The organism is Rhizobium sp. 05L429, from assembly GCF_056397645.1.
In genome coordinates this window covers 33,195-60,078 of sequence record NZ_JBFTNV010000046.1, presented here as the reverse complement: position 1 = coordinate 60,078, position 26,884 = coordinate 33,195, and the positions used below count along the sequence as shown (strand labels likewise).

At 60.1% G+C, this 26,884-nt stretch carries 23 protein-coding genes; 13 read left to right on the top strand and 10 right to left on the bottom strand.

What is annotated here, in order from left to right:
* Positions 1-19: 19 nt before the first annotated feature.
* From AC1DNW_RS32770 to AC1DNW_RS32745, 6 genes are all read right to left on the bottom strand, one after another.
* The gene (locus tag AC1DNW_RS32770; RefSeq protein ID WP_113312059.1) at positions 20-1,048 is read right to left on the bottom strand and encodes a zinc transporter ZntB; all 1,029 of its coding nucleotides are present in this window, start codon (positions 1,046-1,048) and stop codon (positions 20-22) included.
* A gap of 304 nt (positions 1,049-1,352) precedes the next feature.
* Positions 1,353-2,117, bottom strand: coding sequence for an ABC transporter ATP-binding protein (locus tag AC1DNW_RS32765; protein WP_113312058.1), 765 nt, complete (start codon positions 2,115-2,117; stop codon positions 1,353-1,355).
* Positions 2,118-2,119: 2 nt separating this feature from the next.
* Positions 2,120-2,968: an ABC transporter ATP-binding protein gene (locus tag AC1DNW_RS32760; protein WP_113508021.1), complete on the bottom strand. Its 849-nt coding sequence runs from the start codon at positions 2,966-2,968 to the stop codon at positions 2,120-2,122.
* Complete coding sequence (locus tag AC1DNW_RS32755) at positions 2,961-3,872, bottom strand: ABC transporter permease (protein WP_477855480.1); 912 nt, start codon at positions 3,870-3,872, stop codon at positions 2,961-2,963. Before AC1DNW_RS32755 ends, AC1DNW_RS32760 begins: the two co-directional genes overlap by 8 nt.
* Before the next feature lie 4 nt (positions 3,873-3,876).
* The gene (locus tag AC1DNW_RS32750) at positions 3,877-4,938 is read right to left on the bottom strand and encodes an ABC transporter permease (RefSeq protein ID WP_477855479.1); all 1,062 of its coding nucleotides are present in this window, start codon (positions 4,936-4,938) and stop codon (positions 3,877-3,879) included.
* A gap of 21 nt (positions 4,939-4,959) precedes the next feature.
* Positions 4,960-6,561, bottom strand: a complete 1,602-nt coding sequence (locus AC1DNW_RS32745; RefSeq protein ID WP_477855478.1) for an ABC transporter substrate-binding protein — start codon at positions 6,559-6,561, stop codon at positions 4,960-4,962.
* A 123-nt stretch (positions 6,562-6,684) separates the two neighbouring features.
* Here AC1DNW_RS32745 and AC1DNW_RS32740 point away from each other — a divergent pair, with 123 nt between their 5' ends.
* The 3 genes from AC1DNW_RS32740 to AC1DNW_RS32730 are packed head-to-tail and all read left to right on the top strand — an operon-like array spanning position 6,685 to position 9,468.
* Positions 6,685-7,395 carry a GntR family transcriptional regulator gene (locus AC1DNW_RS32740; protein WP_477855477.1) on the top strand — a complete coding sequence of 237 codons (711 nt, stop codon included), beginning with the start codon at positions 6,685-6,687 and terminating at the stop codon, positions 7,393-7,395.
* 13 nt (positions 7,396-7,408) lie between these two features.
* Positions 7,409-8,317, top strand: a complete 909-nt coding sequence (locus tag AC1DNW_RS32735; RefSeq protein ID WP_477855491.1) for a dihydrodipicolinate synthase family protein — start codon at positions 7,409-7,411, stop codon at positions 8,315-8,317.
* Positions 8,318-8,328: 11 nt separating this feature from the next.
* A complete protein-coding gene (locus AC1DNW_RS32730; protein WP_477855476.1) occupies positions 8,329-9,468 on the top strand; it encodes a mandelate racemase/muconate lactonizing enzyme family protein in 1,140 nt (379 codons plus the stop codon).
* A 177-nt stretch (positions 9,469-9,645) separates the two neighbouring features.
* Here AC1DNW_RS32730 and AC1DNW_RS32725 read toward each other — a convergent pair whose 3' ends face one another.
* Positions 9,646-10,029, bottom strand: a complete 384-nt coding sequence (locus tag AC1DNW_RS32725) for a nuclear transport factor 2 family protein (RefSeq protein WP_113312052.1) — start codon at positions 10,027-10,029, stop codon at positions 9,646-9,648.
* A 295-nt stretch (positions 10,030-10,324) separates the two neighbouring features.
* Here AC1DNW_RS32725 and AC1DNW_RS32720 point away from each other — a divergent pair, with 295 nt between their 5' ends.
* The 5 genes from AC1DNW_RS32720 (at position 10,325) to AC1DNW_RS32700 (ending at position 15,890) form a co-directional block, all read left to right on the top strand.
* A complete protein-coding gene (locus AC1DNW_RS32720) occupies positions 10,325-11,662 on the top strand; it encodes an epoxide hydrolase family protein (protein ID WP_477855475.1) in 1,338 nt (445 codons plus the stop codon).
* A gap of 270 nt (positions 11,663-11,932) precedes the next feature.
* Positions 11,933-13,078 carry an extracellular solute-binding protein gene (locus AC1DNW_RS32715; RefSeq protein ID WP_113335650.1) on the top strand — a complete coding sequence of 382 codons (1,146 nt, stop codon included), beginning with the start codon at positions 11,933-11,935 and terminating at the stop codon, positions 13,076-13,078.
* Positions 13,078-13,968 (top strand): ABC transporter permease, encoded by an 891-nt coding sequence (locus tag AC1DNW_RS32710; RefSeq protein ID WP_477855474.1) that lies wholly within the window; start codon positions 13,078-13,080, stop codon positions 13,966-13,968. Before AC1DNW_RS32715 ends, AC1DNW_RS32710 begins: the two co-directional genes overlap by 1 nt.
* Positions 13,965-14,786 carry an ABC transporter permease gene (locus AC1DNW_RS32705; protein WP_477855473.1) on the top strand — a complete coding sequence of 274 codons (822 nt, stop codon included), beginning with the start codon at positions 13,965-13,967 and terminating at the stop codon, positions 14,784-14,786. The genes AC1DNW_RS32710 and AC1DNW_RS32705 overlap by 4 nt, the downstream gene beginning before the upstream one ends.
* A 24-nt stretch (positions 14,787-14,810) precedes the next feature.
* Positions 14,811-15,890, top strand: a complete 1,080-nt coding sequence (locus AC1DNW_RS32700; RefSeq protein WP_113312048.1) for an ABC transporter ATP-binding protein — start codon at positions 14,811-14,813, stop codon at positions 15,888-15,890.
* 5 nt (positions 15,891-15,895) lie between these two features.
* On the opposite strand, the gene AC1DNW_RS32695 is transcribed toward AC1DNW_RS32700, so the two are convergent.
* Both AC1DNW_RS32695 and AC1DNW_RS32690 read right to left on the bottom strand, forming a co-directional pair.
* The gene (locus tag AC1DNW_RS32695) at positions 15,896-16,729 is read right to left on the bottom strand and encodes an inositol monophosphatase family protein (RefSeq protein WP_113312047.1); all 834 of its coding nucleotides are present in this window, start codon (positions 16,727-16,729) and stop codon (positions 15,896-15,898) included.
* A gap of 134 nt (positions 16,730-16,863) precedes the next feature.
* On the bottom strand, positions 16,864-17,889 hold the full coding sequence (locus tag AC1DNW_RS32690; protein WP_477855472.1) for a LacI family DNA-binding transcriptional regulator: 1,026 nt from the start codon (positions 17,887-17,889) through the stop codon (positions 16,864-16,866).
* A 209-nt stretch (positions 17,890-18,098) separates the two neighbouring features.
* Here AC1DNW_RS32690 and AC1DNW_RS32685 point away from each other — a divergent pair, with 209 nt between their 5' ends.
* The 5 genes from AC1DNW_RS32685 (at position 18,099) to AC1DNW_RS32665 (ending at position 24,978) form a co-directional block, all read left to right on the top strand.
* Positions 18,099-19,382, top strand: coding sequence for an ABC transporter substrate-binding protein (locus AC1DNW_RS32685; protein ID WP_113335654.1), 1,284 nt, complete (start codon positions 18,099-18,101; stop codon positions 19,380-19,382).
* A 125-nt stretch (positions 19,383-19,507) separates the two neighbouring features.
* Positions 19,508-20,416: a carbohydrate ABC transporter permease gene (locus AC1DNW_RS32680; RefSeq protein ID WP_113335655.1), complete on the top strand. Its 909-nt coding sequence runs from the start codon at positions 19,508-19,510 to the stop codon at positions 20,414-20,416.
* Positions 20,413-21,264 (top strand): carbohydrate ABC transporter permease, encoded by an 852-nt coding sequence (locus AC1DNW_RS32675; RefSeq protein ID WP_113335656.1) that lies wholly within the window; start codon positions 20,413-20,415, stop codon positions 21,262-21,264. Before AC1DNW_RS32680 ends, AC1DNW_RS32675 begins: the two co-directional genes overlap by 4 nt.
* 19 nt (positions 21,265-21,283) lie before the next feature.
* On the top strand, positions 21,284-23,875 hold the full coding sequence (locus AC1DNW_RS32670) for a GH116 family glycosyl-hydrolase (RefSeq protein ID WP_477855471.1): 2,592 nt from the start codon (positions 21,284-21,286) through the stop codon (positions 23,873-23,875).
* Positions 23,875-24,978 carry an ABC transporter ATP-binding protein gene (locus AC1DNW_RS32665; protein ID WP_477855470.1) on the top strand — a complete coding sequence of 368 codons (1,104 nt, stop codon included), beginning with the start codon at positions 23,875-23,877 and terminating at the stop codon, positions 24,976-24,978. Before AC1DNW_RS32670 ends, AC1DNW_RS32665 begins: the two co-directional genes overlap by 1 nt.
* A 92-nt stretch (positions 24,979-25,070) precedes the next feature.
* On the opposite strand, the gene poxB is transcribed toward AC1DNW_RS32665, so the two are convergent.
* Entirely contained in the window at positions 25,071-26,798 is a 1,728-nt protein-coding gene (gene poxB / locus AC1DNW_RS32660; protein ID WP_477855469.1) for a ubiquinone-dependent pyruvate dehydrogenase, read from the bottom strand.
* Between the last annotated feature and the right edge of the window lie 86 nt (positions 26,799-26,884).

The following is a 26,884-nucleotide window of genomic DNA, read 5'->3' as shown; positions in this document are numbered from 1 at the left end:
GAGCTTTGCCTTCACCCACTCAAAGCCAGTTAATCCGCTTGAGGACCATCAGCGTCGCAACCGACGTGACCGCGACGAAGGCAACGATAATGACGAAAGCCCAGGTATCGTTGACACCAGGGATGCCGCCGACATTCATGCCGAAAAGACCAGCTACCACGCTCGGCGGCAGTAGCAGGGCGGCGAGTGCGGCGAGTCGGTTGGAGTTGCGGGCAATCCGCTCGCTGATGACCGTGGACAGGTCGTCATGAAGAATGCCGGTCCGGTCGCGGATGGCGTCGAGATATTCGATGAAGCGCATCAGCTTGTCGATGACCTCTCGGAAACGCAGCTTGTCACGCTCCTTCAGCCACGGCGCATCGTCGTGTTCGATACGGTTCAAGGCGTCGCGCTGAGGGGCAAGATAGCGTCGAAGTTGAACGGAGCGGCGACGAAGCTGCTTCAGCCGCTCGCGAACTTCGCTGGCTTCGCCGTGAAAGATCAGCTCGTCCAGCTCGTCGACCTCTTCGTCCATCGTGTCAAGCACAGGCTCCAGGTCGCGGACCAGCTTTTCGCTGACGAGAGCGAGCAGTTCCCCCGTCTGTTTGGGGCCTTTGCCTTTGTCCAGGGCAAGGCGGATATCGCGCAAGGCGGTTATATAATGGCCGCTGTCGCGTAGGGTCACGAGCCTGCGCTCGTCGGCCCATACATGCAGGGGGACGAGATCGATTTCGGCCGGCCCGGCTTTTGCTTCTTCGGGCGGCGCAGCACAGACGCCGCGAAGAATAATCAGCAGCCCGTCGTCTATGTTTTCGACGCGCGGGCGCGATTCCTCCTGCAGCAGGGCGTCGGCAACCAGAGGATCGAATCCGCCTCTCGTTGTGACCCATTCGGCAGCCGCCGGATGGTCACGCTCGAAATGCAGCCAGACGACGCCGTCATCCGGCGTCCATCGGCGCACCGCCTCCATATCTAGGGTGCGACAACCGCCGCTTCCGTCAAGAAGCACGGCGAAACGCAAACCCGGCTCGGCGCCGTAACTTGCAACGCTCGCGACCTGCTCGTGCATGACGAATCTCCTTCCGCCAAGTCAACCTCCCGTAAGCCTACATCAATAGCTTAGCGAGTCGCTGCCATGCGGCAAGACGATCAATGCAGCGGTGCCCTGAGAACAGGGCCGCCGGCATCATGAAATCCCGGGATGATCGGACTTATGCGATCTCTTGGGCGATCAGAGTATCGGGCTCAGACTTGGATTCGAAATGAGGAGGCCGACATGCCACCTTGATAGCCCTTGACCCCAAACTCGGCCACTTCCGCTGAAGCTCCTACGGTTGCCCTTTTCACGTCGTCGCGTACCGCAAATTCCCGCACTATCCGGCGCGGCGCGTGGGTTGGTAGCCCCTGCTGCCGTCGAGAAGCGTGCGCGTATAGGGATGTTCAACATTTCCGCTGAGCAAAGCGTCTCTCGAGGCGATTTCCACGAACATACCGCCCTGCATGACGGCGACCCGATTACAGAGATGAGCAATCACAGCCATGTCGTGGCTGACCAGAATGTAGGTCAGCTTCTCCCTTTCGCGCAGGTCCTTCAGCAGATTGAGGATCTCGGCCTGGATGGAGACGTCGAGTGCGGATGTCGGCTCGTCGAGGAGAAGCACGCTGGGCTTGAGGATCAATGCGCGGGCGATTGCAACGCGCTGGCGCTGACCACCCGACAGTTGGTGCGGGAAACGATGGTAGAAAGAGGCAGGCAGGCCGACGTCGCGCAGCACCTGTTCCACGCGCTCCCTGCGCCGGTCGACGCCATGGATTTCGAGTGGTTCGAGAAGCGTGCGGCCGATCGTGTGGCGCGGATGAAGCGAGCCGAAGGGATCCTGGAATACCATCTGCTGCTTGGCAAGCTGCGATTTTGAGCGCTTGACAGCGATTGCCTCTCCATCGATCGCGATCGAGCCGCCCCACTCCTTGATCCTGCCGGCCAGCGCACCCAGGACAGTGGATTTGCCGCAGCCGCTTTCACCGACGAGGCCGAACGTCTCGCCTGCAGCAACGTCGAAGGAGACGTCCTTGACCACTTGCTTGGCGGAAGGGCCGCGACCGAAGGAAACGGCGAGGTTTTTGACTGAGATCATCATGTTCATGCCTCCGCCCAGCTTGGGTCGCGCCTGAGGACCTCAAGGCGGTCTCGGGGATGATCGAGGCTCGGCAGCGCCTGGAGGAGACCCCGCGTATAGGGATGGGTCGCCTCCTCAAGCTTTGCAGCTTCGAGCTCTTCGACGATACGCCCGGCATACATGATGATCACCCGATCGCAGAAGCTCTTCACCAGGTTGAGGTCATGCGAGATGAAGACCAGGCCGATGTTGCGCTCGGTGATCAGATCGTCGAGGATCGACAGGACCTGTTGGCGCACCGTCACGTCGAGAGCCGAGGTCGGCTCGTCGGCGATGATCAGAGATGGCGAGGAAATCAGCATCATCGAGATCATGATGCGCTGCCCCATGCCGCCGGAGACTTCATGCGGATAGAGATTGAAGACGCGCTCCGGATCGCGAATGTTGACCCGTTCCAGCATGGCGAGTGTGCGTGCCCTTGCCTCACGGCGACCGACACGCTCATGGAGAATGACGGTTTCGGCAATCTGCTCGCCAACCGTCATGACCGGGTTGAGCGAGTATTTCGGGTCCTGCAGGATCATCGAAATGCGCCGCCCGCGGATCGAGCGCATATCGGCCTCGCTGGCGCGCATGAGATCGATATCCTCGAAGCGTATTTCGTCGGCCACCACTTTTGCGGTCGCCGGCTGCAGCCGCATGATGGCGCGTCCGGTGGTGCTCTTTCCCGAGCCGGATTCGCCGATGATGCCGACTTTCTCGCGCCCGACAGTGAAGGAGACGTTCTTCACGGCCGTGACGACGCCCGAAAGGGTCGGGAACTGGACCGACATGTTTTTGACCGAAAGGATCGGCTGGGATTGATCAGGCATTTCGGGGATCCATGATGTCGCGCAGGCCGTCGCCCAGCAGGTTGAAGGCGAGGCTGACCACGAGGATTGCGATGCCGGGGACCGTCGTCAGCCACCAGGCGTCGAGCAGATATTGCCGGCCCGACGCAGCCATGGCGCCCCATTCAGGCATCGGCGGCTGGGCGCCAAGGCCGAGGAAGCCGAGGCCGGCGGCTGTCAGGATGACGCTCGACATGTTGAGCGTCAGTCGAATKATGATCGAAGGGGCGCAGAGCGGCACGATGTGATGCAGCAGGATGCGGCGCATGCCGGCGCCCTGCAGTTCGGCAGCGACGACGAAGTCGGCGGCACGAAATGTCAGCGTCTCGGCTCGCGCCAGTCGGGCGATCGGTGGCCAGACCGTGAGCGCAATGGCGATGACGGCATTTTCGATGCCTGGCCCGAGGGCTGCGGAAAATGCCAATGCCAGAACGAGGCTTGGGAAGGAAAGGAAGATATCGGTGATGCGCATCAGGACGACATCCACCCAGCCGCCGAGATAGCCGGCCGCCGCACCGATCACAAAGCCGATCGGCGCAACGATGACCGTTACGAGAATGCTGATATAGAGCGTTGTGCGTGCGCCAAAGACGAGGCGCGAGTAGACGTCGCGGCCGAACTCATCCGTTCCGAACCAGTTTGCGGCAGACGGTGGCTTCAGCGCCATCGTCAAATCCTGGGCAATAGGGTCGTAGTTGGCAAGCAGCGGCGCGAAGGCTGCGACGAGCACCAGCGCAAGCACGACGAGGAACCCCCCAAAGGCCAGCGGATTGGCAAGAAGGTTGAGCCATAGGACGTAGGCCTTGTGGAAACGCGCCTGCCGTGTCGAGGTGAATTCCTCGTTGATCAGCCAATTGTGGAGATCGTTGAAATAACGTGTCGCCATGATGTCACCGGGTACGCGGATCGAGGAAGCGGTAGGCGATATCGGACAGCAGGTTGATGACGATCGAAATGATGCCGATCAGAAGCACGCTGCCGAGGATCGCGTTCATGTCCGCGAAGAAGAGAGCCGAGGTCAGATATTGCCCGAGGCCGGGCCAGGCAAAGACGGTTTCAATGAGAACMGTGCCGTCCAGCAGGCCGCAATAGGCAAGCGCGATGATAGTCAGAAGCTGAACCCGTATGTTACGGAAGGCATGGCGCCAGATGATGGCGCGMTGGCCGAGCCCCTTTGCCTTTGCCGTCAGCACATATTCCTGCCGAAGCTGTTCCAGCATGAAGCTGCGGCTCATGCGGCTGAGATAGGCCATGGCCGCATAACCGAGGATGAGGGCAGGGGCTGCGACATGCAGCAAGGCATCGCGGAAAACCTCCCATTCGCCGGCAATGATCGCATCGACGAGAATGGAGTTGGTCGGCCCTTCGATCAGGCCCTCATTGTAGACGTCAAGCCGGCCACTGCCAGGAATGAGCCCGAACTTGGCGTAGAAGACCAGGATGACGATGGTGCCGAGCCAGAAGATTGGGGTCGAATGACCGAGCAATCCGACGATCCTTGCAAGATGATCGACCCAGGTACCCTTGCGGACGGCGGAGATGATGCCGAGCGGAATACCGAGGCCGGCGCCGATGATCGTTGCCAGCGTCGCAAGCTCCAGTGTCGCCGGGAACACCCGGGCAAGGTCACTTGACACGGGGTTCTTGGTGACATGGGACTGGCCGAAATTCAGCTGGGCGACATTGCCGAGATAGGTCGCGAATTGGGCATAGAGCGGCTGGTCCAGCCCCATTTCCTTGTAGACCCGTTCATAGGTCGCCTGGTCGGCCTGATCGCCGATAACAGCAATGACCGGATCAGCCGGAACCATGCGGCCGACGACGAAGGTGATGACCAGCAGGCCAAGAAGCGTCGTCAGGATGACGCTGAAGGATGTCGCCAGCTTTCGCACTGCGTCGAGCGCAGCCGCTCCACCGCCCGATGTGGCCCAGGATGTTTGTGAGATGCTCACGTCATTCTCCCTTGGAGGAGGTCATTTGCCCTTGGAGACCGTGTCCCAGCGCGTCAGCCATGTCGAATGGCCGGTGTAGCCTTTCACTTCCTTGCGAACCGCCTTTGCATCGGTGCGCAGGAAGGAGGTGATCAGCGGCGGGGACGATTCGAGGTAGGCCTTGTTGATCTTCGCATAGAGATCGGTACGCTTCTGCTGATCGGTCTCGTGGGCGGCCGCAATTACCATGTCCTGGATGTCCTTCGGCACATCCCAGGCAGTGCGCCAGGCGTTCAGGCCCGTCAGCTTGGCATCGTCGGAATTATTCGCATTGGTCGCATAAGACTGGAGGACCGCGTGCGGATCCGGCAGGCGTTCGCCGGATCGCGCCGAGAAGATTTCGAATTCGCGCGTGCGGAACTTGCCGATATGGTCGCCCCCMTGAAGATCGAGCTTGATGCCAGCCTTGGCGGCGTTGGCCTGCAGGGATTGTGCAACCTCATATTCCGGGGTGACTGGCGTTGCGTAATAGACCTTCGAGAAACCATTCGGATAGCCGGCTTCAGTCAGCAGTTGCTTGGCCTTTTCGATGTCGAGCTTGTAGGGATTGACGTCGCTCGCACCCGGCAGGCCGGCCGGAATGATGGTCTGCTGCCTGATGCCGTAATATTTCATGACGGTGTTGGCGAGGCCGTCATAATCGATGAGATAGCGGAAGGCTTCGCGAACCTTGGGATTGGAGAGGATCTCGTCCTTCTGGTTCAAAGCAAGGTAATAGAAGCCGAAGCCAGGCGTCTTCTGGATGTCGGCCTTGCCGCCCGTTTCGACGGCTGCAAGATCGGTGGAGGACAGACGGGTCGCAACATCGACGTCACCTGCCTCAAGCTGCAGGCGCTGGCCGGAGGATTCCGGCATATGGCGCAGAACGACGCGGCGCATCTTCGGGGCACCCTGCCAGTAGTCCTTGTTGGCATCTGCGATCAACAGGTCGTTGACGCGCCAGGTGCGCAGCGCATAGGGCCCGGAGCCCGCGTCGTTGGCCTGCAGGAACTCGCGCCCCAAATCGCCGCTCTTTTCATGCTCGGCGAGGAACTTGCTGTCCAGGATAGAGGTCGAGAAGCTCGCCAGCGAATAGAGGATCAGGTTGGGGTTCCAGAGTTCGGGCGTCTGGAGGACCACGGTGGTGTCGTCGCTCGCCTTGATCAGATCGTCGACATTCTTGTCGGTAAAGCCCCACTGGCGAAGGTCTACGGATGGTGCAAGCCCAAGCTTGACGAGGCGGCGCAGCGACCACTCGACATCCTTCGCCGTCAGCGGATTGCCGGAATGGAAGGTAATGCCGGAGCGGATTTTGAAGGTGAAGGTCTTGCCGTCGGGCGAGACGCTCCAGCTCTCGGCGACACCCGGAGCCGGCTTGGTAATATCGTCAGCCGGCAGCACGATCAGCCGCTCATAAAGGTTCGCGACTATTTCAGCAGCTTCCAACTGATTGATTTCGTTCGGATCGAGGCCACGCATCGATGACATATTCGTTGCAATGACCAGCTGGTCCTTTGGGGTGGCTGCAGCTGCTGCCAACGGCATCATCAGGCTCGCGGCAACAAGCGCCGACGAGATCAACAGTCCGCGTCTTTGGATCTTCATTTTCTTCCTCCCGGGTATCTCTGCAATCACATCAGAGCGAATTTTGATATCGACATCGATCTGAAATCTGGTATATCAGATCTCACAAAACGGTTTTGTCGTCAACGGGGGAATTTTCGGCTTATGGAAAATAAGGTGGAGGGCGCAGCGGGCGACGACCGTATAGAGAAGATCGACCCGCGGTTCCTGACGACCCTTCGTGATCACGTTCACAAGACGCTCAGGGCGGCGATCCTATCCGGCCGCTTTCGTGCCGACGAACGTGTGAACGAACGCCAGCTCGCCGAGCAGCTCGGTGTTTCCACTACTCCGATCAAAGAGGCGCTCCGGCAGCTCGAGACCGAAGGACTGGTTGAAACACTGCCGCGCCGCGGAGTGCTGATCCGGTTCAACGCCGGATGGGCGGAGGAAATGATCCTGGCGCGCGCCGCACTGGAATCGATGATCGCGCATCTCGCCGCCAAGCGGATCACCGAGGAAGAAGCTGCGAAGCTCAGGGATACGGTCGCATTGATGAAAGCGGCCACGGCCGATGGCGCGGCAGACGATCTCATTGCCTTGAACGAGACCTTTCACGAGCAGATCCACATCGCCTCGCGCTGCCAATACCTGTCGCGCATGATCGAGCGTCAGCAATTCTACGATGCGAGCATTCGGCGCATCATTCATTCCGACAACAAGGAGCGCGACAAGGCGCTGGCCGAACACTCTGCCATTGCCGCTGMGATCGTTTCGAACGACAGCGACAAGGCTGAGCGGGTGATGCGCGATCACGTCGTCCGCTCCGGCGAAACCTACCTCACCATCGTATTCAGGAAGAAAGAGGACATTTGACGTGACCGTGGCAATGGACAAGATTCGCAAGGCCTTAACGGGTATCTCCGGGGTGCCTGTGACCCCCTACAAGACGGATGGCAGCATCGACCTCGGCAAGCTTTCCGCATTGATCGCGCGCCTCGCCTCCGCCCGGGTTCACAATCTGATGGCCGCCGGCAATACCGGCGAATTCTTCACGTTGACGATGGATGAAGTAAAGATGGTCCATGCTGCCACGATCAAGGCAGCGGATGGCAAGGCTCTTATCAGTGCCGCTGTTGGTCGCTCGCTGACGGACGCCAAAGCTCTGGCCCGTTACGCAATTGCCGAGGGCGCCGACGCGATCATGGGCCATCACCCGATGGACCCCTTTGCCGGCCCGAGCTATCAGGCGAAATATTTCCTGGAGCTCGCAGAGACATCCACTGTTCCGGTCATTGCCTATGTCCGCAGCKACACTTTCTCAGTCGCCGATTTCCGCAAGCTTGCCCTGCATCCCAATATTGCCGGCATCAAGTTTGCCTCCGGAAACCTGATGTTGCTCGCTGAAGTCATCCGTTCGACGAAGGATGCGCCGGCGATTTGGGTTTGCGGTCTGGCAGAAGGCTGGGCACCGGCCTTCTACGCCATGGGTGCTCGCGGCTTTACCTCTGGGCTCGTCAACGTTTTCCCTGAGCGCTCGCATGCCATTCATCAGGCACTGGAAGCCGGCGACTACGCCGCTGCGCGTGCCTTGATCGACGATATCGCCGGTTTCGAAGTGCTGCGCACCAAATATCTGAACGGCGCCAATGTCACCGTCGTCAAGGAGGCGCTTGGCATGCTCGGTACCGATGTCGGCCCTGTTCGCCTTCCCGGCGTCGAAAGCCTGACGGACGCGGAACGCGCCGAACTGCGCGCAATCGTTGACAATGTGAGCGGCAAGAACCGCGCCGCCTGAGAAAGAACGTCATGCATATTACCGGCTTCAAGACCTACATGCAGCGCGTCGACGACCGGCCGCGGCTGCTTCTGAAAATTGAGACGAGTGAAGGCATTTCCGGTTGGGGCGAGTGCTATAATCACGGCCCAGACTGGGCGCTCCCGCCGCTTTTCGACTATCTCTTCCACCAGATCGAAGGGGAGGACCCCCGCCGAGTGGAATTCCTTGTGCTGAAACTCAATCAGCAATGCCGCTTTCCGCCGGGCGCCCTCGGACTTGCGGCCATTTCGGCGATCGATCACGCGCTCTGGGATATCGCCGGCAAGGCCGCAGACCTTCCGGTCTATATGCTGCTTGGCGGCAACGTCCGCGATCGGGTGCGGGTCTATTGCGGCGTCTATACTGCCCCCGACCCGCAGACGGCGCAGGACCAGACCCTGGAACTGAACGAGAAATACGGCTACACGGCTTTCAAGCTCAGCCCCTTCCGCCGCGACCTGCATGCCGGCCGCTGGGGCGAGCTTGTAAAGGAAACCGGAGACTGGTTCGCCAGGATACGCGAGATCACGCCGTCGCATTTCGAATTCGCATTCGATGCCCATGCGAAGATCTTCGAGCCCTATCAAGCTGTTCAGCTTGCGGCAGCGATCGCGCCAAACGATCCGCTCTTCTACGAAGAGCCGATCCGGCCGGAACACATTCCGGCATGGGCCGAACTGAAGTCGAAGGTTTCCGTCCCGCTGGCCACGGGGGAATCGCTCTACAATCGCTTCGAGTTCCTTTCCCTGTTGTCGGCCCGTGGCGCCGACATCATCCAGCCCGACATATGCGTCGTTGGTGGTGTAACGGAAATGCGCAGGATCGCAACGATCGCTGAGGCCCACTATGTAACCGTCGCGCCGCATAACCCGATGGGGCCGCTCGCGACCGCGGTCAACATTCACTTCTGCGCCGCGCAGCCGAACTTCAAGGTCCTGGAGTTCAAGCCCCATGTCCACGCGCCATGGGCGGCCGATCCGTATATGCCGGTCGATGGCCATATGGAATTGCGGCCGGACCGTCCGGGTTGGGGTCTGGAAATCGATGAAAAGGCATTGCAGACCGAAGACTACATTCATTGGGAGCGGAAAATCACCCGCAAGCCGGATGGATCGACAGCCTATCCCTGATCGGTTCCGTTGAAATGACAGGCTTGCCTTGAAAGCGCTAGGGAAGCGCGCGCCACAAATCCGGGTCGCGCTTTCCGCACACTCAGCTACTGGACGAACACAGCCACTTTCCCGGCCCCAACGACACGCCAATGCTTACGTCGACAGTTGATGCACATTGTCCTGTCCGGGTTAGGTCTATTTCGTCATCCGCTCTATAAGATGTGCCCGCGAGGATGATGGCTCGAAGCTATCTGAGAAATATTGCGTCTCACGGACCACCAAACCGTCGCGGAATTCCATGATGCTGACGGCATAAGAGGGCTTACCGTCATAAGTGAGTGTGAATTCGGTGACCCAGAGATCTCCGCTGCCGACACTTCGCCGGACTGTAAACCGCTTTTTATTTGGCTGGACGAACCGGCTTTCTTGAATGTTGCGTCGGCCGTGAATCCGCTCTCCAGATTGCGGATAATCCAGCAAGGCATCCTCGTGATAGATTTCATGTTCGACGTCGAAATCGTTTGCGTCAGACGCCTCCCAATGGCGCTCCAATCTCTTTCGAATTGTTCGATCTTCCAAAGGGATCTCCAACCTGCTTTTGCGGCCAGAATCTTCGTGACGACAAGCCGCCGTGCTTTCGCTGTTTGGTGGGATGCCGGAGGCGCTCCCGCCAGATGCAGCCGACCGCGGAACTCCGGCAGAATATGCCCGGAGAGAACCATCGGCAATCTGCCAATTTTGCGTCCCGGCGCGTCACCCCTACACGCTGATACACTTCGTTCGATTTTCGAAATATGCCGGACACGTCAATCCTTGAAACCGCTCTTCGTTAACGGGCGCCGCGACTGCGGCAGAAATCGAAGGAGAGTGTTTCATGACAAAGACCGACAATGTTACAGATCGGCGTCGCATCGCGGATCGAGCAATCGCCATAGCATTTGGTTCTCTGCTGCTTGTTCCGGCAGCCTATGTTTTGCCGGCCTATGCAGCCGATCTTACGTCGAGTGTTGGCGCGAAGGCGACGAGCACAGACGAAAGCGTCCGCCCATTCCAGATCCACGTTCCGCAGTCGCAACTCGACGACCTGCGCAAACGCATCGCTGACACCCGATGGCCGGACAAGGAGACGGTCGACGACACCTCCCAGGGTATCCAGCTATCACAGGTCCAGGAGCTGGTTCGCTATTGGGGTACCCAGTACGACTGGCGCAGGGCTGAGGCGGAACTGAATGCGCTGCCGGAGTTCGTCACGACGATCGACGGTGTCGACATCCAGTTCATCCATGTCCGTTCACGCCACCCCAACGCTCTGCCCATCGTTCTGACCCATGGTTGGCCCGGATCGATGTTTGAATTCATCAAGACAATCGGACCTCTCACCGACCCGACCGCGTATGGTGGCCGGCCAGAAGATGCGTTCGACGTCGTCATCCCCTCGATACCGGGCTACGGATTTTCCGGACGTCCAGTCGATCAGGGCTGGGGTCCGGACCGGGTCGCCCGCGCTTGGGACGTCCTGATGAAGCGGCTCGGTTATGACCACTATGTTTCCCAAGGCGGGGATCATGGTTCGGTGATTTCCGACGCGTTGGCGCGCCAGGCGCCGAAGGGCTTGCTGGCAATTCATCTCAATATGCMTGCGACGGTTCCAGGCGAGCTCATGAAGGCCATCAACAGCGGAGACGCGGCCCCTGCAGAACTGTCGCCACCGGAGCGAGAAGCCTATAACTCTTTGAGCACCTTCTTCGGACGGAACGCTGCCTATGGCGCCATGATGGTGACCCGGCCGCAGACAATCGGTTACTCGCTCGCCGACTCGCCGTCTGGCCTGGCGTCCTGGATCTACGAGAAGTTCGCTCAATGGAGTGACAGTGGCGGCGTTCCTGAACGGGTCTTCTCCAAGGACGAGATGCTGAACGATATCACCCTCTATTGGTTGACGAACACCGGCGCATCGTCGTCGCGGTTCTACTGGGAAAATAACAACAACAACTTCAGTGCCGAGGCGCAGAAGACGAAAGACATCAAAGTCCCGGTCGGCATCACGGTATTTCCGAAGGAGATCTATCGCGCGCCTGAAAGCTGGGCCAAGCAGGCCTATCCCTCGCTGACCTACTATCATCAGGTCGAAAAGGGCGGGCACTTTGCCGCCTGGGAGCAGCCGCAGATCTTCGCCGAGGAAGTGAGAGCGGCTTTCAAATCCGTACGCTGACGACATCGAAATAGGTGGTCCTCATTCGAGGGCCACCGCAATCTGACAAGGCGTCGCCGCCACGACAAATTGCGCATGACGGTCTTGCGGTTCTACAGCTTCACGCAGTCGGGCTTTAGCCTGCCATTCGGTGGACGGAGAGACCTGTCTGCTGGGCTTGGCACACGTGTGCATTTTCCTCCCTTCTGTCATTCCGATGTTACGCGCCAGGACTAGCAAGTCTCTGAACTCATCAGGGGCGTTGGCCTCGACAGCGAAGGGAGACAGGATATGAATAGGCGCGAATTTCTGATCACATCGTCGGCGGCTGCGGGCCTTCTGGCCCTTCCGCGCTTCGCCTCGGCCGCCGCAGGCACGATTGACCTCTACAGCGGCTCGGATTCCAATATCGTCGACCTCTGGAATAACATCATCCGTCCGGCTTTCGAAAAGGCTCATCCGGAAGCGGCGCTCAAGATCACCGATGCCGGCGACAATAACGGCCTTCGCGCCATCGCCGACCGCGCGCTTGCGGCATTGCAGACCAAGACCGATCCGCAGGCCGACCTCTTCGAACAGTTCGATCCGCGCCTCCCGGCCGGCGGCATCGATGCCGGTCTCTGGGTGAAATTCTCCGCCGAGAATGTCCAGGGCTTCGACCGTGTCAATCCTCTCGCTTTCGACACGCCCTACGGGCTGCCCTATCGCGGCTCGCAGGTTCTGCTTGCCTATGACAAGACCAAGCTCGATCCGAAGGATGCGCCGAAGACCTGGGAACAACTGACCGCCTGGATCAAGGCCAATCCCGGCCAGTTCATCTACAACCGTCCGGACAAGGGTGGCTCGGGCGGCAATTTCGTCCGCCGCGCCATCCATGAAGCCAACGGCCGCGATCCGAAGAAGTTCAAGATCGACAATTTTGCTGCCGACTATGCCAGCCAGACGCTGACACCGGCATGGCAGATCCTCAACGATCTCGCGCCGTCGCTCTATCAGAAGGGCGCCTATACCGCCGGCAACACGCAGTCGATCCAGCTGCTCGCTCAGGGCGTCGTCACCATGGCTCCCGTCTGGTCCGACCAGGTCCTGCAGGCGATCTCGCAGGGCGTCCTGCCCGAGACGACCGGTCTCGTGCAGCTCTCCGACCTTGCGCTCTGCGGCGGCTTCTCGGCCATGACGATCTTCACGAACGGCGCCAACAAGGACGCCGCCCTCAAGCTCGCGGCTTTCATGCTGACGAGCGAGATGCAGGAAGCCATTATTACCGAGATCGGCGGTTTCCCGGGCGTTTCCTGGGATCACATTTCCGAAGACCTGCGCAAGAAATATGCCGACGTCATCCCGGCGACCATCCCGACCTTCCCGGGCGGCGATTGGGAAAAGGCGATCAACGACGGCTGGTACCGCAACGTCGCTCCCGGAATCAGCCGCACCTGATGGCAATGGATGCCTTGCAGCCTGCGGTCGCGCGCCGCGCTCAGCCTCTCGGCAGGGGGAGCCTTTACGGGCTCCTCCTGGTCGGCATGCCGGTCTTTCTGGTCGGTTGGCTGATTATCTTTCCAATCCTCTCGGCAGTCGCTACCACCGTCTTCATCCGCCAGCCGGACGGGACGACCGAGTTTTCACTCGCCTCCTACCATTTCTTCTTCACCGATGGTTACAGCCTGAACAATCTCTGGCTGACGCTCTGGACGACCTTGGTGTGCGGCCTGCTGCTGCTTGCGATCGGACTTCCGATTGCGCTTTACCTGCGCTTTTCCGACGGGCGCCTGGCCGCCTATGTTCAGGGCATGGCGATCTTTCCGATGTTCGTGCCCTCGATCATCCTGTCCTACGCCCTGATCCGCACGATCGGGCCGAACGGGACGGTCGACATCCTGCTCAATGCCATCGGCCTGCCGAAGCTGCCGAGCCCTTATCTGACCCCCTGGGGACCGGTCATTGGTCTCGTGTGGGACAATCTGCCTTTGACCGTGCTGATGCTGACGGCCGGCCTTACGTCTGTTTCCAACAGCTCCATCGAGGCGGCCCGCGATGTCGGCGCAACGCCTTTCAGGGTCTTCATCTCGATCATTCTGCCGCGCATGGGAAATTCGCTTCTGGTGGCCACTTCCTTCGCCGTTCTCGGCATATTTTCGGCCTTTACGCTGCCCTATGTCCTCGGTCCAGCCTCACCGGAGATGATGGGGCCTTTCATGCAGCGCACCTTTGCCGACATGAACGATCCGCTGGGTGCGCTGACGCAGGCGGTCATCACCTTCGGCTTCTGCCTTCTCTTCGGCGCCTTCTACGTCTGGTCGATCGCCCGCAATCGCGAGGGCCGATGATGCGCCAGTCGACTGCCTTGAAATTCGATTGGACGGGCCTCGCTCTTTCGCTGCTGCTGACGCTGTTCATCGCGTTGCCGCTGCTGGTCGTCGCCACTTGGGCCTTCACTGAAATCTGGCGCTATCCTTCGGTCATTCCCCAACAGTTCGGCCTGCGTTTCTGGTCGCAGACGCTGGCCCGCAAGGATGTCTGGGATGCGTTGTTCCTCAGCCTGCGCCTGACTGCGACCGTGACGGTGCTTTCGGCGATCATCTGCCTTCCGGCAGCCTACGCCTTCGCAAGAATGCGCTTTCCCGGGCGCAATATCCTGTTCCTCTCGTTTCTCGCCTCGCATGCCTTTCCGAAATTCGGCCTGCTGGTGGCGATCGCCGGCATCTTCCTGCAGATGGGGTTGATCAGTACCTTCTGGGGCGTGGTCCTGATCCAACTCGTCGGCACACTGATGTTGATGATCTGGATCCCGGTAGCCGCCTTCCAGAATGTCGATCGACKCATGGAGGAGGCTGCACGCGATGCCGGCGCAACGCCGCTTCGCGTCTTCTGGTCGATCACCTTGCCGCAGGCCGCGCCGACCATATCCGCGGCCCTGCTCCTGACCTTCGTCGGTACTTTCTATGAGACGGAGGGCGCATGGCTGATCGGAGCGCCGGAGATCCGCACCATGCCGGTGCTGATGATCAGCTTCATCAACAACCAGATCGTCGTGCAATATGGCGCGGTCCTCTCCGTCATGCTGTGGGTGCCGTCCTTTGCGGCATTGATGTTCGCGCGCCGCGTCGTCGGCACCGGCGCCTTCGCGCGAGGCTTCGGCGCCTGAGCGCCGACAGAAAGGGTTTCAAGAATGGCGCATCTGGTGATTGAAGGCGTTTCGAAGAGTTTCGGCCACACCTTTGCCGTCCGAGACTTCTCGCTCGAGGTCGGTGACGGCGAACTCGTCTGCCTGCTCGGCCCATCGGGTTCCGGCAAATCGACCTTGCTTCGCATGATCGGCGGCTTCGAGCGGCCGAGCGAAGGCAGCATTCGTATCGACGCCAGGGATGTGACGAACCTGCCGCCGGAGCGGCGCCCGACCGGCATGGTGTTCCAGAGTCATGCTCTCTGGACCCATATGGATGTCTTCAACAACATCGCCTTTGGCCTTAAGCTGCGGCGCCTGCCGAAGGCCGAAATCCGCCAGCGCGTCGAGGACGCCCTTGCCCTCGTCGGCCTTGCCGATTACGGGCGCCGTGCAGTGACGCAGCTTTCCGGGGGGCAGCAGCAGCGTGTCGCACTTGCCCGCTCGCTCGTCCTCGAGCCGAAGATCCTGCTGCTCGACGAGCCTTTCGCCAGTCTCGACCAGCATCTGCGCGAGCGACTGCGGGAGGAAGTGCGCGACATCCAGCAGCGGCTTGGTATCACGACATTGTTCGTCACMCACGGTCAGGATGAAGCCCTGGCGCTTGCCGACCGCATCGTCGTCATGCGCGACGGCCGCACGGAGCAGGTCGCGCCGCCGAGCGTCATCTATCGCGAGCCGCGGACGGCTTTCGTCGCCGGCTTCATCGGCTCGATGAATTTCGTTGAGAGCGAGATCCGCAACGGCGTCTGTACGCACCCGCTTTTTAGCTTTTCCGTTCCCGTTGCGGATGGTCCAGTGACGCTCGCAATGCGTCCGGAAGCCTTGACGGTGCGTCCCGCCAGCCGGCCGGCAGATGCGATCGTCCATCGCGTTACCGATTTCGGCATGCACAAGATCGTCGATATCGACCTTGCCGATGGCATCAGGCTGAAGGCAATGGTTGCGCCGACCGATATGATCAGGGCAGGGATGGTCGTTGCTCCCAGCTGCTCCGGCTTCTTCGCCTTCCGCGATAATGCCCTGATCCATCAGTCAGCATCTGCCGAAGCGGCTGCATCCGTGCAACCGCTCTTTACGGCCTGAATGCCTCAGGCCTTCGGCTGAAAGCCTTCCTGTAGCCAGGGATAAAGTGCCTTGCTTGCCGCGAGGATATCGCCTTTGCCGCTGATGGCAGCACCAGAAAAGCGCGTGACGATGCCGCCCGCTTCCTCGACCATCAGCGCCGAGGCACCGAAGTCATGGACTGACAGGCCGTCCTCGAAAAAGCCATCCAACCGGCCACAGGCGACATAGGCGATTGAAAGCGCTGCCGAACCGAGACGACGCACGCCGGCTGTATTGGCCATGAGGCGCCGGATCGTATTGAAATAAAGCTCTTCCGAGACCGCCTTGACCTGACCGGGGATCGGCAGACCGGCGCCCACGAGCACGTTCTGGATATCGGCGACCTCGGCGCAATGGATGAGTTCGCCGTTCAGCCAGGCTCCGCCGCCGGCCTCCGCACTGAAGAGTTCGTCCTGCATGGCGTCATAGACGACGCCGGCGACGATGCGGTCGGCCTCGGCGATCGAGATCGTCATGCCGAAATGCGGGATGCCCCAGGCGAAATTGGTCGTGCCGTCGATCGGGTCGATATAGATGACCGGCGCATCCGTGCCACCCTGGCGGTTGCCGACCTCTTCCTCGCCCTTGATCGCATAGGTCGGGAATGCGCTCATCATCTCATCGACGATGATCCGCTCGACTGCGACATCGATTTCCGTCTGGTAGTCGCGCGGCGCCTTGTGGACCATCTCGGCGGCSGTGCGTCGTCTGAGCGCATTGCGGGCCGTTTCTCCTGCTTTGAGGGCTGTTTCGGCGAGTACGAGGAGGCGGGGCGAGGCGGTTGGTGACAGGCGCGCGGCGGCCGAGGACAATTTCATGAAGATAATCCATGTGATGAGTGAGGATGGCGGGCAGTTCGATGTTTCTCATTGCAAATGCGCATGATGCTTTTATGAAGCGGCGCAATCGTATGCGACGTCGCGCCGATGCCAATCGGCTGTTGCTTCTCAGCTCATGCGTCGGCCCGCTCGGCTGCGGGTGCCGTGCAGGATTTTCGAAGGATCAGGTTTGGGGAAAAGATTGTCCGCGCAGCACTTGGCGGCGTTTTGTCGGAGATCTCGCTGAGAAGTGTGGAGATCGCCTTTTGGGCCATCTCGAGCACCGGGGCCGCAACGACTGTCGGCGGTGGGTTCATGATATTTGCAAAATCGAAATCGTCTATCCCGATGACCGAGACGTCATCAGGCACTCTGAAACCCATTTCGTGCAGCGCGTTAAGGACACCGAGCGTCATCATGTTCGACAGCGCGAAAATCGCCGTCGGCGGATTCGGCTCGCGCATGCGCCTGCTTGTGCTGTCATGCGCCAGCGCCTGGTCGAAACGCCCCTGAAGCAACAGACCGGGATCGACCGGCAGGCCGTGGGCGGCATGGGCCTGCATGTAGCCGGCAAGACGATCTTCCCCTGTGACGATGTTGTTGCGTCCGGCGGTAACGGCGATCCGTCTGTGACCAAGGCCGATCAGATGTTCCGTGGCKATGCGGCCTGCGGCGATATTGTCAAGCTTGATCACGTCATAGGGCAAGCCTTCGATGAAGCTGTCGAGGAGGATCGTCGGCACATGGATCTTGTCGACCATGCGGGCGCCATGCTCGGCATCCGAGCGCGTCGGAATGATGATGAGCCCTTCGACGCGTTGCATGCGCATCATGGTCAGGATCTGCTGCTCGCGGTCATGATCCTCGCTCGTCGAATAGACCGCTGCCATGTAACCGGCATTGAGGCAAGCGGACTCGACAACCTTGGCGACCTTGGCGAAATGCGGATTGGTGATATCGGGCAGGATCAGGCCGATGAGCCGCGACTGGCCCATGCGCAGGCTGCGTGCGCCGGCATGTGGGATATAACCGATGTCGCGAACGGCCGCCTCGACCTTGGCGATCACCTCGTCGCTCACAGGGGCTGACCGGTTGAGCGCGGCCGATGCCGTCGATATGGCGACACCCGCCCGTTTCGCCACATCCTTGATGGTGGCCATCCCATCCTCCCGAGCTTTTTCTCGGACCCTCTTGCCATCGGGCCGTTCTGATGCTCTTATACGAAACGTTTCGACTAGGCAAATGACAGCTCGCGGGACCGGGAGGGATCTGGGTCCGCGATTTTTCAGCGGAAGAATACGAAACGTTTCGACCGGTGGAGGCCGGGACAATTGGGAACGCGCCGGAGGAGGCGCAAAGGGAGGATCACATGCATGAGTTATCGCGGCGTTCGCTGCTGATTTCGTCTGCCGCTCTTGCCGTCGGCGCAAGTCTCGGCCGCGCCTTTGCGCAATCCGATGTCACGGCGACCTTGAAGATGCAGGGCTTCGGCGGTGAGGCCGAGCTATCCGCCATGACCAACGCCATTGCGCGTTTCAACAAGAAGTATCCCAACGTCAAGGTCGAGCTTTCCGTCGATCCGATTTCGACGGGCTGGGGCGACTATGTCACCAAGGTCTTCAGCCAATTCAACTCCGGCCAGCAGGCCGATGTCTATGGCACGGCGATCGAGACCTTCCAGAGTTTCTCGTCGCGCTCTCTCTTCCTGCCGCTCAACGATTTTGTCGCCGCCAATCCCGGCTTTTCGGACTTCGCTCCGAGCCTCTTCAAGCAGTCGAGCTACAAGGGGGATATCAACTATATCCCGATCGGCTGGAACAACATCATGATCAACTACAACAGGGATCTGTTCGACAAGGCCGGGATTGCCTATCCGAAGGACGGCAAATGGACCTGGGACGAATTCCGCGATGTCGCCAAGAAGCTGACGGTCAAGGATGCGTCGGGCAATGTCACCCAGTTCGGTTATGAGGTGCCGAACCAGAACTTCTTCGTCCAGCCATGGTTCTTCTCGAATGGCACCGGCGCCATCAACGACGAGTGGACGGCATCCAACATGCTCGACCCCAAGGTCGCCGAAAGCCTGCAATTCCTCCATGACCTCATCCATGTCGACGGCGTCTCGCCGATCCCCGGCAAGGATATGATGGACAACCAGTTCATGGCCGGCCAGGTGGCGATGATCAGCCGCGGCCACTGGATCGTCCAGAGCGCCAAGAACAACAAGCTCAACATGGATGTCGCCGTTCCTCCGAGCAAGGAGACGGACACGACCGTGATCGGCTTCGGCGGCTACGCTGTCGCCAAGACAAGCAAGGAGCCTGACCTTGCCAAGGCGCTGATCCTCGAACTGACGAGCGAGGAAACGCAGAAGGAGGAGGGCGAAAAGGGTGGCGGGGTCCCCGGCCGCAAGTCGGCCGCCGAGACGCCAGGTTTCCTGAGCTTCCCGCCAAGTGCCGCGCTCTATTACCAGACGCTGCCAAACACCAAGGCTGTGCCGTCCCCCGCCAATTTCCAGGAGGTCGAGAAGATCTTCATCCGCTACTACACCGCGATGATGGCAGGCGAGGTCTCGATCGCCGACGGCGTGAAGCAGGCAGATGCCGAGCTCAACGCCTCCTTCCAGCGGCTGAAGAAGCGCATGGGCGGCTGATCGATCCAGGGTTCTCACGATAGCCCTCCCGCCGTCGCGGCCGGGTGGCATGTTGCCATCAAAGGCATCTGCCATCCCGCGTGCGACGGCTGACAAACCATGTCCGTCTATTCGAGCCAGATGCCATGACCTCGACCATTCAAAGACGCCAGCCATCGCAGCTCAGCCGCGCACAGGCAACAACCGGCTATCTCTTCGTGCTGCCGGCAACGGTGCTTTACCTGACCTTCGTGATCGCGCCTGTGATCGTCACGACGATCCTCGCCTTCGCCTACTACGATCCGATGCTCGGTTCGCAATGGGTCGGTTTCGACAATTTCATCCGCTTCTTTACCGACCAGCGCTCGCTTCAGATTCTCTGGAACACACTGCGTTTCGCTCTCTTTGCCGTCACTTTCAACGTTTCGATCGGGCTTTTACTGGCGCTGGCGCTGAACCGCGCCATGCCGGGCTGGCTGCTCTATTTCTTCCGGCTCGCCTTCTTCCTGCCTGTCATCATCGCCGCCGCTTTCGTCTCGATCGTCTGGACCTACTTCTATGGCGATGATCTCGGCGTCATCAATTATTACCTGCGGCTGATCGGCCTTCCGGGTGTGCGATGGCTGACCGATGCCGGCCAGGCGATGACCTCGATCATCATCATGGACGTCTGGAAGAATACCGGCTTCTTCATGATCATCTTCATCGCTGCCCTCCAGGGCGTGCCGAAGAGCATTCTGGAGGCAGCGGTGATGGACGGAACGCCCGCATGGCGCCAGTTCTTCCGCATCACGCTGCCCTATATCTCGCCGGTCGTCTTCTTCTGCATCGTCTACGCCTCGATCGGCGCGCTGCAGGTGTTCGAATCGATCGTCATCCTGACACAGGGCGGGCCGGGTGACGCCACGCGCTCGCTGTCGATCCAGATCGTCGAGGAGGGCTTCGGCAGTTTCCAGATCGGCTATGCCGCCTCGATCTCCGTCGTCATGACCGTGATCATCCTCGTCATCACTGCCATCCAGCAGATCCTCTCGCGCAAATGGGTGCAGCAATGAACAATATGATGCAGACGCGCGCTGCCCGGCGCTGGATCGACTGGGCGATCATCGCCACCATGGTGGCGATGGCGATCGGCATGCTGCTGCCCTTCCTATGGCTGTTTTCGATGTCGTTCCGCCCGGTTTCGGATGCCTACAAGCTACCGCCAAGCTTCCTGCCGCCGAATTTCGATCTCACCAACTACCGGCAGGTGCTGGCCTCGCGCGTGCCGTTCCTGGAGATCTACTTCAACTCGGTCATGATCGCCGTCATCGTCACCGTCGGCCAGATGGTGACCTGCACGCTTGCTGCCTTCGCCTTCGCGAGGCTGAACTTCCGCGGACGCGATACATTGTTCTTTATCCTGCTTATCGGCCTGATGTTTCCAGCTCAGGTGACGATCCTGCCAATCTATCTCGGCTATGCGCGGCTTGGCTTGCTCGACCGGCCGATCGGGCTGGCGCTCATGTATCTCACCTCCAGTTTCGGCATCTTCCTGGTGCGGCAATTCATGCTCAGCCAGCCGAAGGCGCTTGAGGAAGCGGCACTGATGGATGGTGCGGGTTATGTCAAGATCTTCTGGCGGATATCGCTGCCGCAGCTTCGCCCGGCGCTTTCGGCGCTCGGCATCATCACCTTCACCCAGACCTGGAACTATTATTTCCAGGCCAAGGTGCTCTTGAGCTCGAATGAATCGCTGACGTTGCCGGTCGCGATGGACGTGCTGCGCGGCTACATGGCCTCCGGCAATCTCTCGGTGGTGATGGCGGCCATGAGCATGTCGATCCTGCCCGTCGTTCTCCTCTTTCTCCTTGCCCAGAAATTCGTGATCGAAGGCATCACGATGAGCGGCATCAAAAACTAACCTCAGGGACATTGATTTCATGTGGGATGATCTCGCCTCCATCGAACCTCGCTTTGCCTATAAGGGCGAGCGCACGCGCCATATCGCCTTTCCGCTCGGCGGCATCGGCTCCGGCGGCCTGTCGATCTCCGGCAGCGGCCGGCTGATCGATTGGTCAATCCGCAACCGCCCAGCGCTGCAGGGCTATAACGGCTACTCGCATTTTGCCATCAAGGCGGAAAGGGGCGGAGAACTGGTCGATGCCCGTGTGCTCAATGGGCCTTACGATCTGAACCCTTCTGGCGCGCCGGGCCTGCGCAAGATGTTTGACGGCTTCGGCCACGGCGCCAACCGCCAGACTTTGGTCGGCGTGCCGCATTTCCGTGAGGTCGATTTCTATGGGCGTTTCCCGACCGCCGATCTGGTCTTCAAGGATGAGCGTTTCCCGGGTGGCGTCAGGCTTTCGGCGCTGAGCCCCTTCATTCCGCACAATGATCGCGATTCATCGATGCCAGTTGCGATGTTCGAATTCGAAATCGTCAATGATACGGCGGACGAACTGACCTACACGCTTGCCGGTACGCTCGGCAATTACGGTTCGAACAGCGGCATCCATAGCTTCAGGCAGGAAGGCGGGATCAGCAGCCTGCATCTGACCTCGTCCGATACCACATTGCCGGCGACGCTACGCGGCGATCTGACGATCGCAACGAACGCAGACGACGTCGACCACACCGACCATCATTATCGCGGTCAGTGGTTCGACGATCTCTCAGTTTACTGGAAGGAGTTTGCAAGACCTGGTCGTCTGCCGAAGCGGCATTACGACGAGCCGCGCACCTCCCGGCACATGAGCCTGCAGCCGGAGCACGGCACGCTCGGCGCCCGCTTCATCCTGGCACCCGGTGGGCGCAGGAAGGTGCGCTTCGTCATCACCTGGAACTTCCCGCAGGGCGATGTCTACTGGGCCTATCGCGACAAGCCTGATGGCGCCATTCCCGATCGGCCGACGCCGAGCTGGACGAATTATTATGCGACACAATGGGTGGATTCGACTGCAAGCGCTGTTGAGGCGCTGACGCGCTGGGATGCATTGAGCGCGGCAACCACCGCCTTCCGCGATGGGTTGTTCGAAACGTCTCTGCCGGCGGAGGTCAAGGATGCTGCGAGCGCGACGCTGGCGCTGCTGCGCACCGCGACCTGCATCCGTCTGGAAAATGGCGCGCTCTGGGCCTGGGAAGGCCAGCATACGCAGGATGGCTCCTGCGAAGGCACCTGCACACACGTCTGGAATTACCAGCAGGCGGTCTCGCATCTTTTCCCTGCCATCGAGCGGACGCTGCGTGAGACCGAATTCAGCTACAACCAATTGCCGACCGGCGGGCTGACTTTCCGCCAGAAGTTGCCGCTCGGTTCCGGTTTCGATATTATCGGCCCCTGCGCAGACGGRCATTTCGGCGCGATCATCAAGACCTATCGGGACTGGAAGCTTTGCGGCGATACCGAATGGCTGCGCCGCTACTGGCCGAACGTCAAACGGGCCATCGAATATGCATGGTCGCCCGAAAATCCCGATCGTTGGGATCCCGATCAGAGCGGCATCCTGTCCGGCCGCCAGCATCAGACCCTCGATATGGAACTGTTCGGCCCGAATTCGTGGCTCGCCTCCATGTATGTGGCGGCCCTTCTCGGCGTTTCCGAAATGGCGGCGGTCCTCGGCGACACGGAGCTGTCGGAAAAGACGGCGCGCATGGGCAAAGCCGGTGCGGCCTATATCAATTCCGAACTCTTCAACKGGCGCTGGTTCATTCAGAAGATCGATCTCTCCGACAAGGGCGTGCTGACGCCCTTCGATGTCGGCCGCACCGCCGGCGTGCTTGCCGACGGTTTCATGGAAACCTACTGGTCGGAGGAGTTCCAGGAGCTCAAATACCAGATGGGCGAGGGCTGCATCTCCGACCAGATCCTCGGCCAATGGCATGCCGAGGTTGCCGGCATCGGCGGTTTCCTCGATGCCGACAAGGTGAGGACCGCGTTGAAATCCGTGCACAAGAACAACTTCCGCCCGACGCTGGAAGATCACTTCAATCCCTGCCGCAATTATGCCTATGAGGATGAGGCGGGGCTGTTGATCGCAACCTATCCTGAAGGCATCCGCCAGCCAATGGTGGCGGCCCCCTATGCCGAGGAGGTCTGGACCGGCATTGAATATATGGCTGCCTCCCACCTCATCATGCATGGTCTCATCGAGGAGGGCATGGATATCGTCTGCGGTRCCCGCAACCGCCATGATGGCTACCGCCGCAATCCCTGGAACGACATCGAATGCGGCTCCTACTATGCGCGCTCGATGTCTGCCTGGCAGCTGGTCAACGCCTTCTCCGGCCTGCGTGCCGATTTCGTCGCCGGCACACTTGTCTTCGCACCGAAAGTGCAAGGCGACTATTGTCTATTCTGGTCGGCCGGCAGCGCATTCGGCACATTGACCCGCAAGGGCGATGGCCTCAGTCTCGCGGTGCTCGGAGGCAGCCTCAACGCCGCTGAAATCTCGGTGGACGGGCTGAAACACCGTATTGCCGAGAGGAAGCCTGTCGAGGCGGGCCAGTCGATTGAACTCGGAACGGTGGCGTAATGGCCGGCATTGAACTCAAGGCAGTCCGAAAAGCCTTTCAAAGTCTCGAAGTTATCCACGGCATCGACCTGAAGATCGCCGACGGCTCTTTCACCGTCTTTGTCGGGCCTTCGGGCTGCGGCAAGTCGACCCTTTTGCGCATGATGGCCGGCCTGGAGGAAGTAACGTCGGGCGAAGTCCGCATCGACGGCCAGCGCTGCGACCATCTTCTGCCGTCCGCACGGGGTATGGCGATGGTCTTCCAGTCCTACGCGCTCTATCCGCATATGAACGTCGAGCAGAACCTTAAATTTGGCCTGGAGAACCAKAAGCTCGCCAGGCAGGAAATTACCGCCCGCGTCGCCAAGGCCGCCAATATTCTGCAGATCGAGCACCTGATGACCCGTCGCCCGAGCCAGCTCTCCGGCGGCCAGAGCCAGCGCGTTGCGATCGGCCGCGCCATCGTCAAGGAACCGAAGGCTTTTCTCTTCGACGAACCGCTCTCCAATCTCGATGCCGAGCTGCGTGTGAAGATGCGCGGGGAACTGATCAGCCTTCATCGGCGGCTGAAATCGACAATGGTCTACGTCACGCATGATCAGGTTGAAGCAATGACCATGGCCGACCAGATCGTCGTGCTCAACGAAGGCCGCATCGAACAGGTCGGCCCGCCGATCGAGCTTTATGCACGCCCGGCAAACCTTTTCGTCGCCCGCTTTCTTGGCGCACCGCCAATGAATCTTCTTGCCGGCCGGATCGCGCGCATCGGTGACATGTTGGGCGTTTCGCTTGAGGACGGCACCCATATTCCCTTGCCCGGTCGCCCGGTCGATCTGCCCGATGGAGCCCCGGTAACGTTCGGCATAAGGCCCGAACATTGCGAAATCGGCGAAGGCAGCCTGCAAATCGTGGTCGGCGACACCGAAATCCTCGGTTCGGAAACGATCATCCACGCCGAGACGGCGGCCGGAAATGGTTTCACCCTGGCACTGCGCGGCATCAGCCGGGCAGCCTCCGGCGAACGGATCCCGATCGTCATACGCGAGCCTTTCGTCCATTTATTCAACGAGGCCGGCGCGACGATCGGCTCTGGCAATGATTGGCGCGATGCTTATCTGAACTGAACCAAGTTCAATCAGCTTTTGCAACATGTCGGTTGGGGTCAAAGCCGCCGGTGAGGGCTTTTCCCGCGGTCGGTTAGAGGCGCCGTCCGCCGTCACCGAGACAGGAAATTGGAGACCGTGAGGTCTACGAGTTCGTCTCCCCGGCCGTTCATTACCGCGCGAATTGCCCAGAGACCGAAACCCTTCACCTGCGCTGCTTCGATCCTGGGCGGCATCGACAATTCCTGCGTATTCGTAACGACGTCGAGCAACGCCGGGCCGGGATGCGCCAGGATTTCCCTGATGGCACCGTCAAGCTCGGCCGGATCCTCCACGCGAACACCATGGACCCCGGCCGCGCGAGCAACCGCGGCAAAATCTGGATTCTTGAGTTCGGTGCCGGTCTCGAGGAAGCCCGAAGCCTTCATTTCCATTGCCACGAAGCCGAGAACAGAATTGTTGAAGACCACAACCTTCACCGGCAGATTCTGCTGAACGAGCGTCAGGAAGTCGCCCATCAACATAGCAAAGCCCCCATCGCCCGACATGCTGATGATCTGACGCTCCTTGTATGTTGCCTGTGCCCCTATTGCCTGAGGAAGGGCGTTGGCCATTGACCCGTGAACCAGGGATCCGATCAGGCGACGCTTTCCGTTCATTTTCAGGTAGCGTGCAGCCCAGATCGTGGGGGTCCCGACATCGAAGGTGAAAACGGCGTCAGCGGAGGCATGTTCGCTCAGAAGGCGTGCAACATATTGCGGATGAATCTTGCCGCCTTCTCTGCCGGTGGCGAGGTCGTCGAGGCCTTCCCGCGCCTTCTTATAGGCGGCAAGGCAAGCATCCAGATGATCCCAGTCCGTCCGCTCCGTCAGCTTCGGCAGCGTCGCGGCCAGTGTCGATTTGACGTCGCCGACGATTGCGAGATCCAGCGAGGCTCTTCGGCCAAGATTTTCCGGTCTAATATCCACCTGTACGATCTTGGCGTCGGTTGGGTAAAACTGCCGATATGGGAAATCGGTGCCGAGCATGACAAGCGTGTCACATTCCAGCATGGCCTTGTAGCCCGAAGAGAAGCCGATCAGACCGGTCATGCCGACATCAAAGGGATTGTCCCACTCGACATGTTCCTTGCCGCCGAGCGCGTGGACAACAGGCGCCTTCAGCCGATCCGCAAAGGCGATCAATTCGTCATGCGCCCCTTCGCAACCGCGTCCGCACAGAAGGGTGACTTTCGAACTGTTGTTGAGCAGTTCCGACAGTCGATCGATCTGATCGTTCGCCGGCACGACGTTCGGCTGGGACAGCGTGAGTGCGGCCGCTGTCGAAATCTTCGCCGTGAAATCAGTCAATGCCACGTCGCCCGAAATGACCACGACGGCAACGCCGCGCTTTCCGATGGCCGTGCGAATGGCCGTTTCGATCACTGCCGGCAATTGTTCCGGATGGCTTACAAGCTCGCAGTAGTGGCTGCATTCCCGGAAAAGCTGCTCGGGATGCGTTTCCTGGAAGTAGCCTCTGCCGATCTCGGCCGAAGGTATCTGCGCGGCAATGGCAAGGACGGGCACGCGCGAGCGGTGGCAGTCGAACAGACCGTTGATGAGGTGCAGGTTGCCCGGGCCGCAGCTTCCGGCGCAAACGGCCAGTTCGCCGCTAAGATGGGCTTCGGCCCCCGCTGCGAAGGCGGCTGTCTCTTCATGGCGGGTGTGAATCCACTCGATGTCGCCCCTCTTTCTGAGCGCTTCCGTAAGCCCGTTCAGACTGTCGCCGACTACGCCATATATCCGCTTGACCCCGGCTGCATGCAGCACCTCTGTCAGTACATCAGCTACCTTAGACTTCATCGAAAGGCTCCTACGCTTCGGGTTTTCTGGGTCGATGGTAAAAGGAAGCTAGGCCTCGCTCTAAGCTTCTCAACCCGCAGAACTAT

Excerpts from the sequence above, each read along its gene's own strand:
- AC1DNW_RS32770 (WP_113312059.1), bottom strand. The coding sequence starts at position 1,048 with ATGCACGAGCAGGTCGCGAGCGTTGCAAGTTACGGCGCCGAGCCGGGT.
- AC1DNW_RS32765 (WP_113312058.1), bottom strand. The coding sequence starts at position 2,117 with ATGATGATCTCAGTCAAAAACCTCGCCGTTTCCTTCGGTCGCGGCCCT.
- AC1DNW_RS32760 (WP_113508021.1), bottom strand. The coding sequence starts at position 2,968 with ATGCCTGATCAATCCCAGCCGATCCTTTCGGTCAAAAACATGTCGGTC.
- AC1DNW_RS32730 (WP_477855476.1), top strand. The coding sequence starts at position 8,329 with ATGCATATTACCGGCTTCAAGACCTACATGCAGCGCGTCGACGACCGG.
- AC1DNW_RS32715 (WP_113335650.1), top strand. The coding sequence starts at position 11,933 with ATGAATAGGCGCGAATTTCTGATCACATCGTCGGCGGCTGCGGGCCTT.
- AC1DNW_RS32710 (WP_477855474.1), top strand. The coding sequence starts at position 13,078 with ATGGCAATGGATGCCTTGCAGCCTGCGGTCGCGCGCCGCGCTCAGCCT.
- AC1DNW_RS32685 (WP_113335654.1), top strand. The coding sequence starts at position 18,099 with ATGCATGAGTTATCGCGGCGTTCGCTGCTGATTTCGTCTGCCGCTCTT.
- AC1DNW_RS32680 (WP_113335655.1), top strand. The coding sequence starts at position 19,508 with ATGACCTCGACCATTCAAAGACGCCAGCCATCGCAGCTCAGCCGCGCA.
- AC1DNW_RS32675 (WP_113335656.1), top strand. The coding sequence starts at position 20,413 with ATGAACAATATGATGCAGACGCGCGCTGCCCGGCGCTGGATCGACTGG.
- poxB (WP_477855469.1), bottom strand. The coding sequence starts at position 26,798 with ATGAAGTCTAAGGTAGCTGATGTACTGACAGAGGTGCTGCATGCAGCC.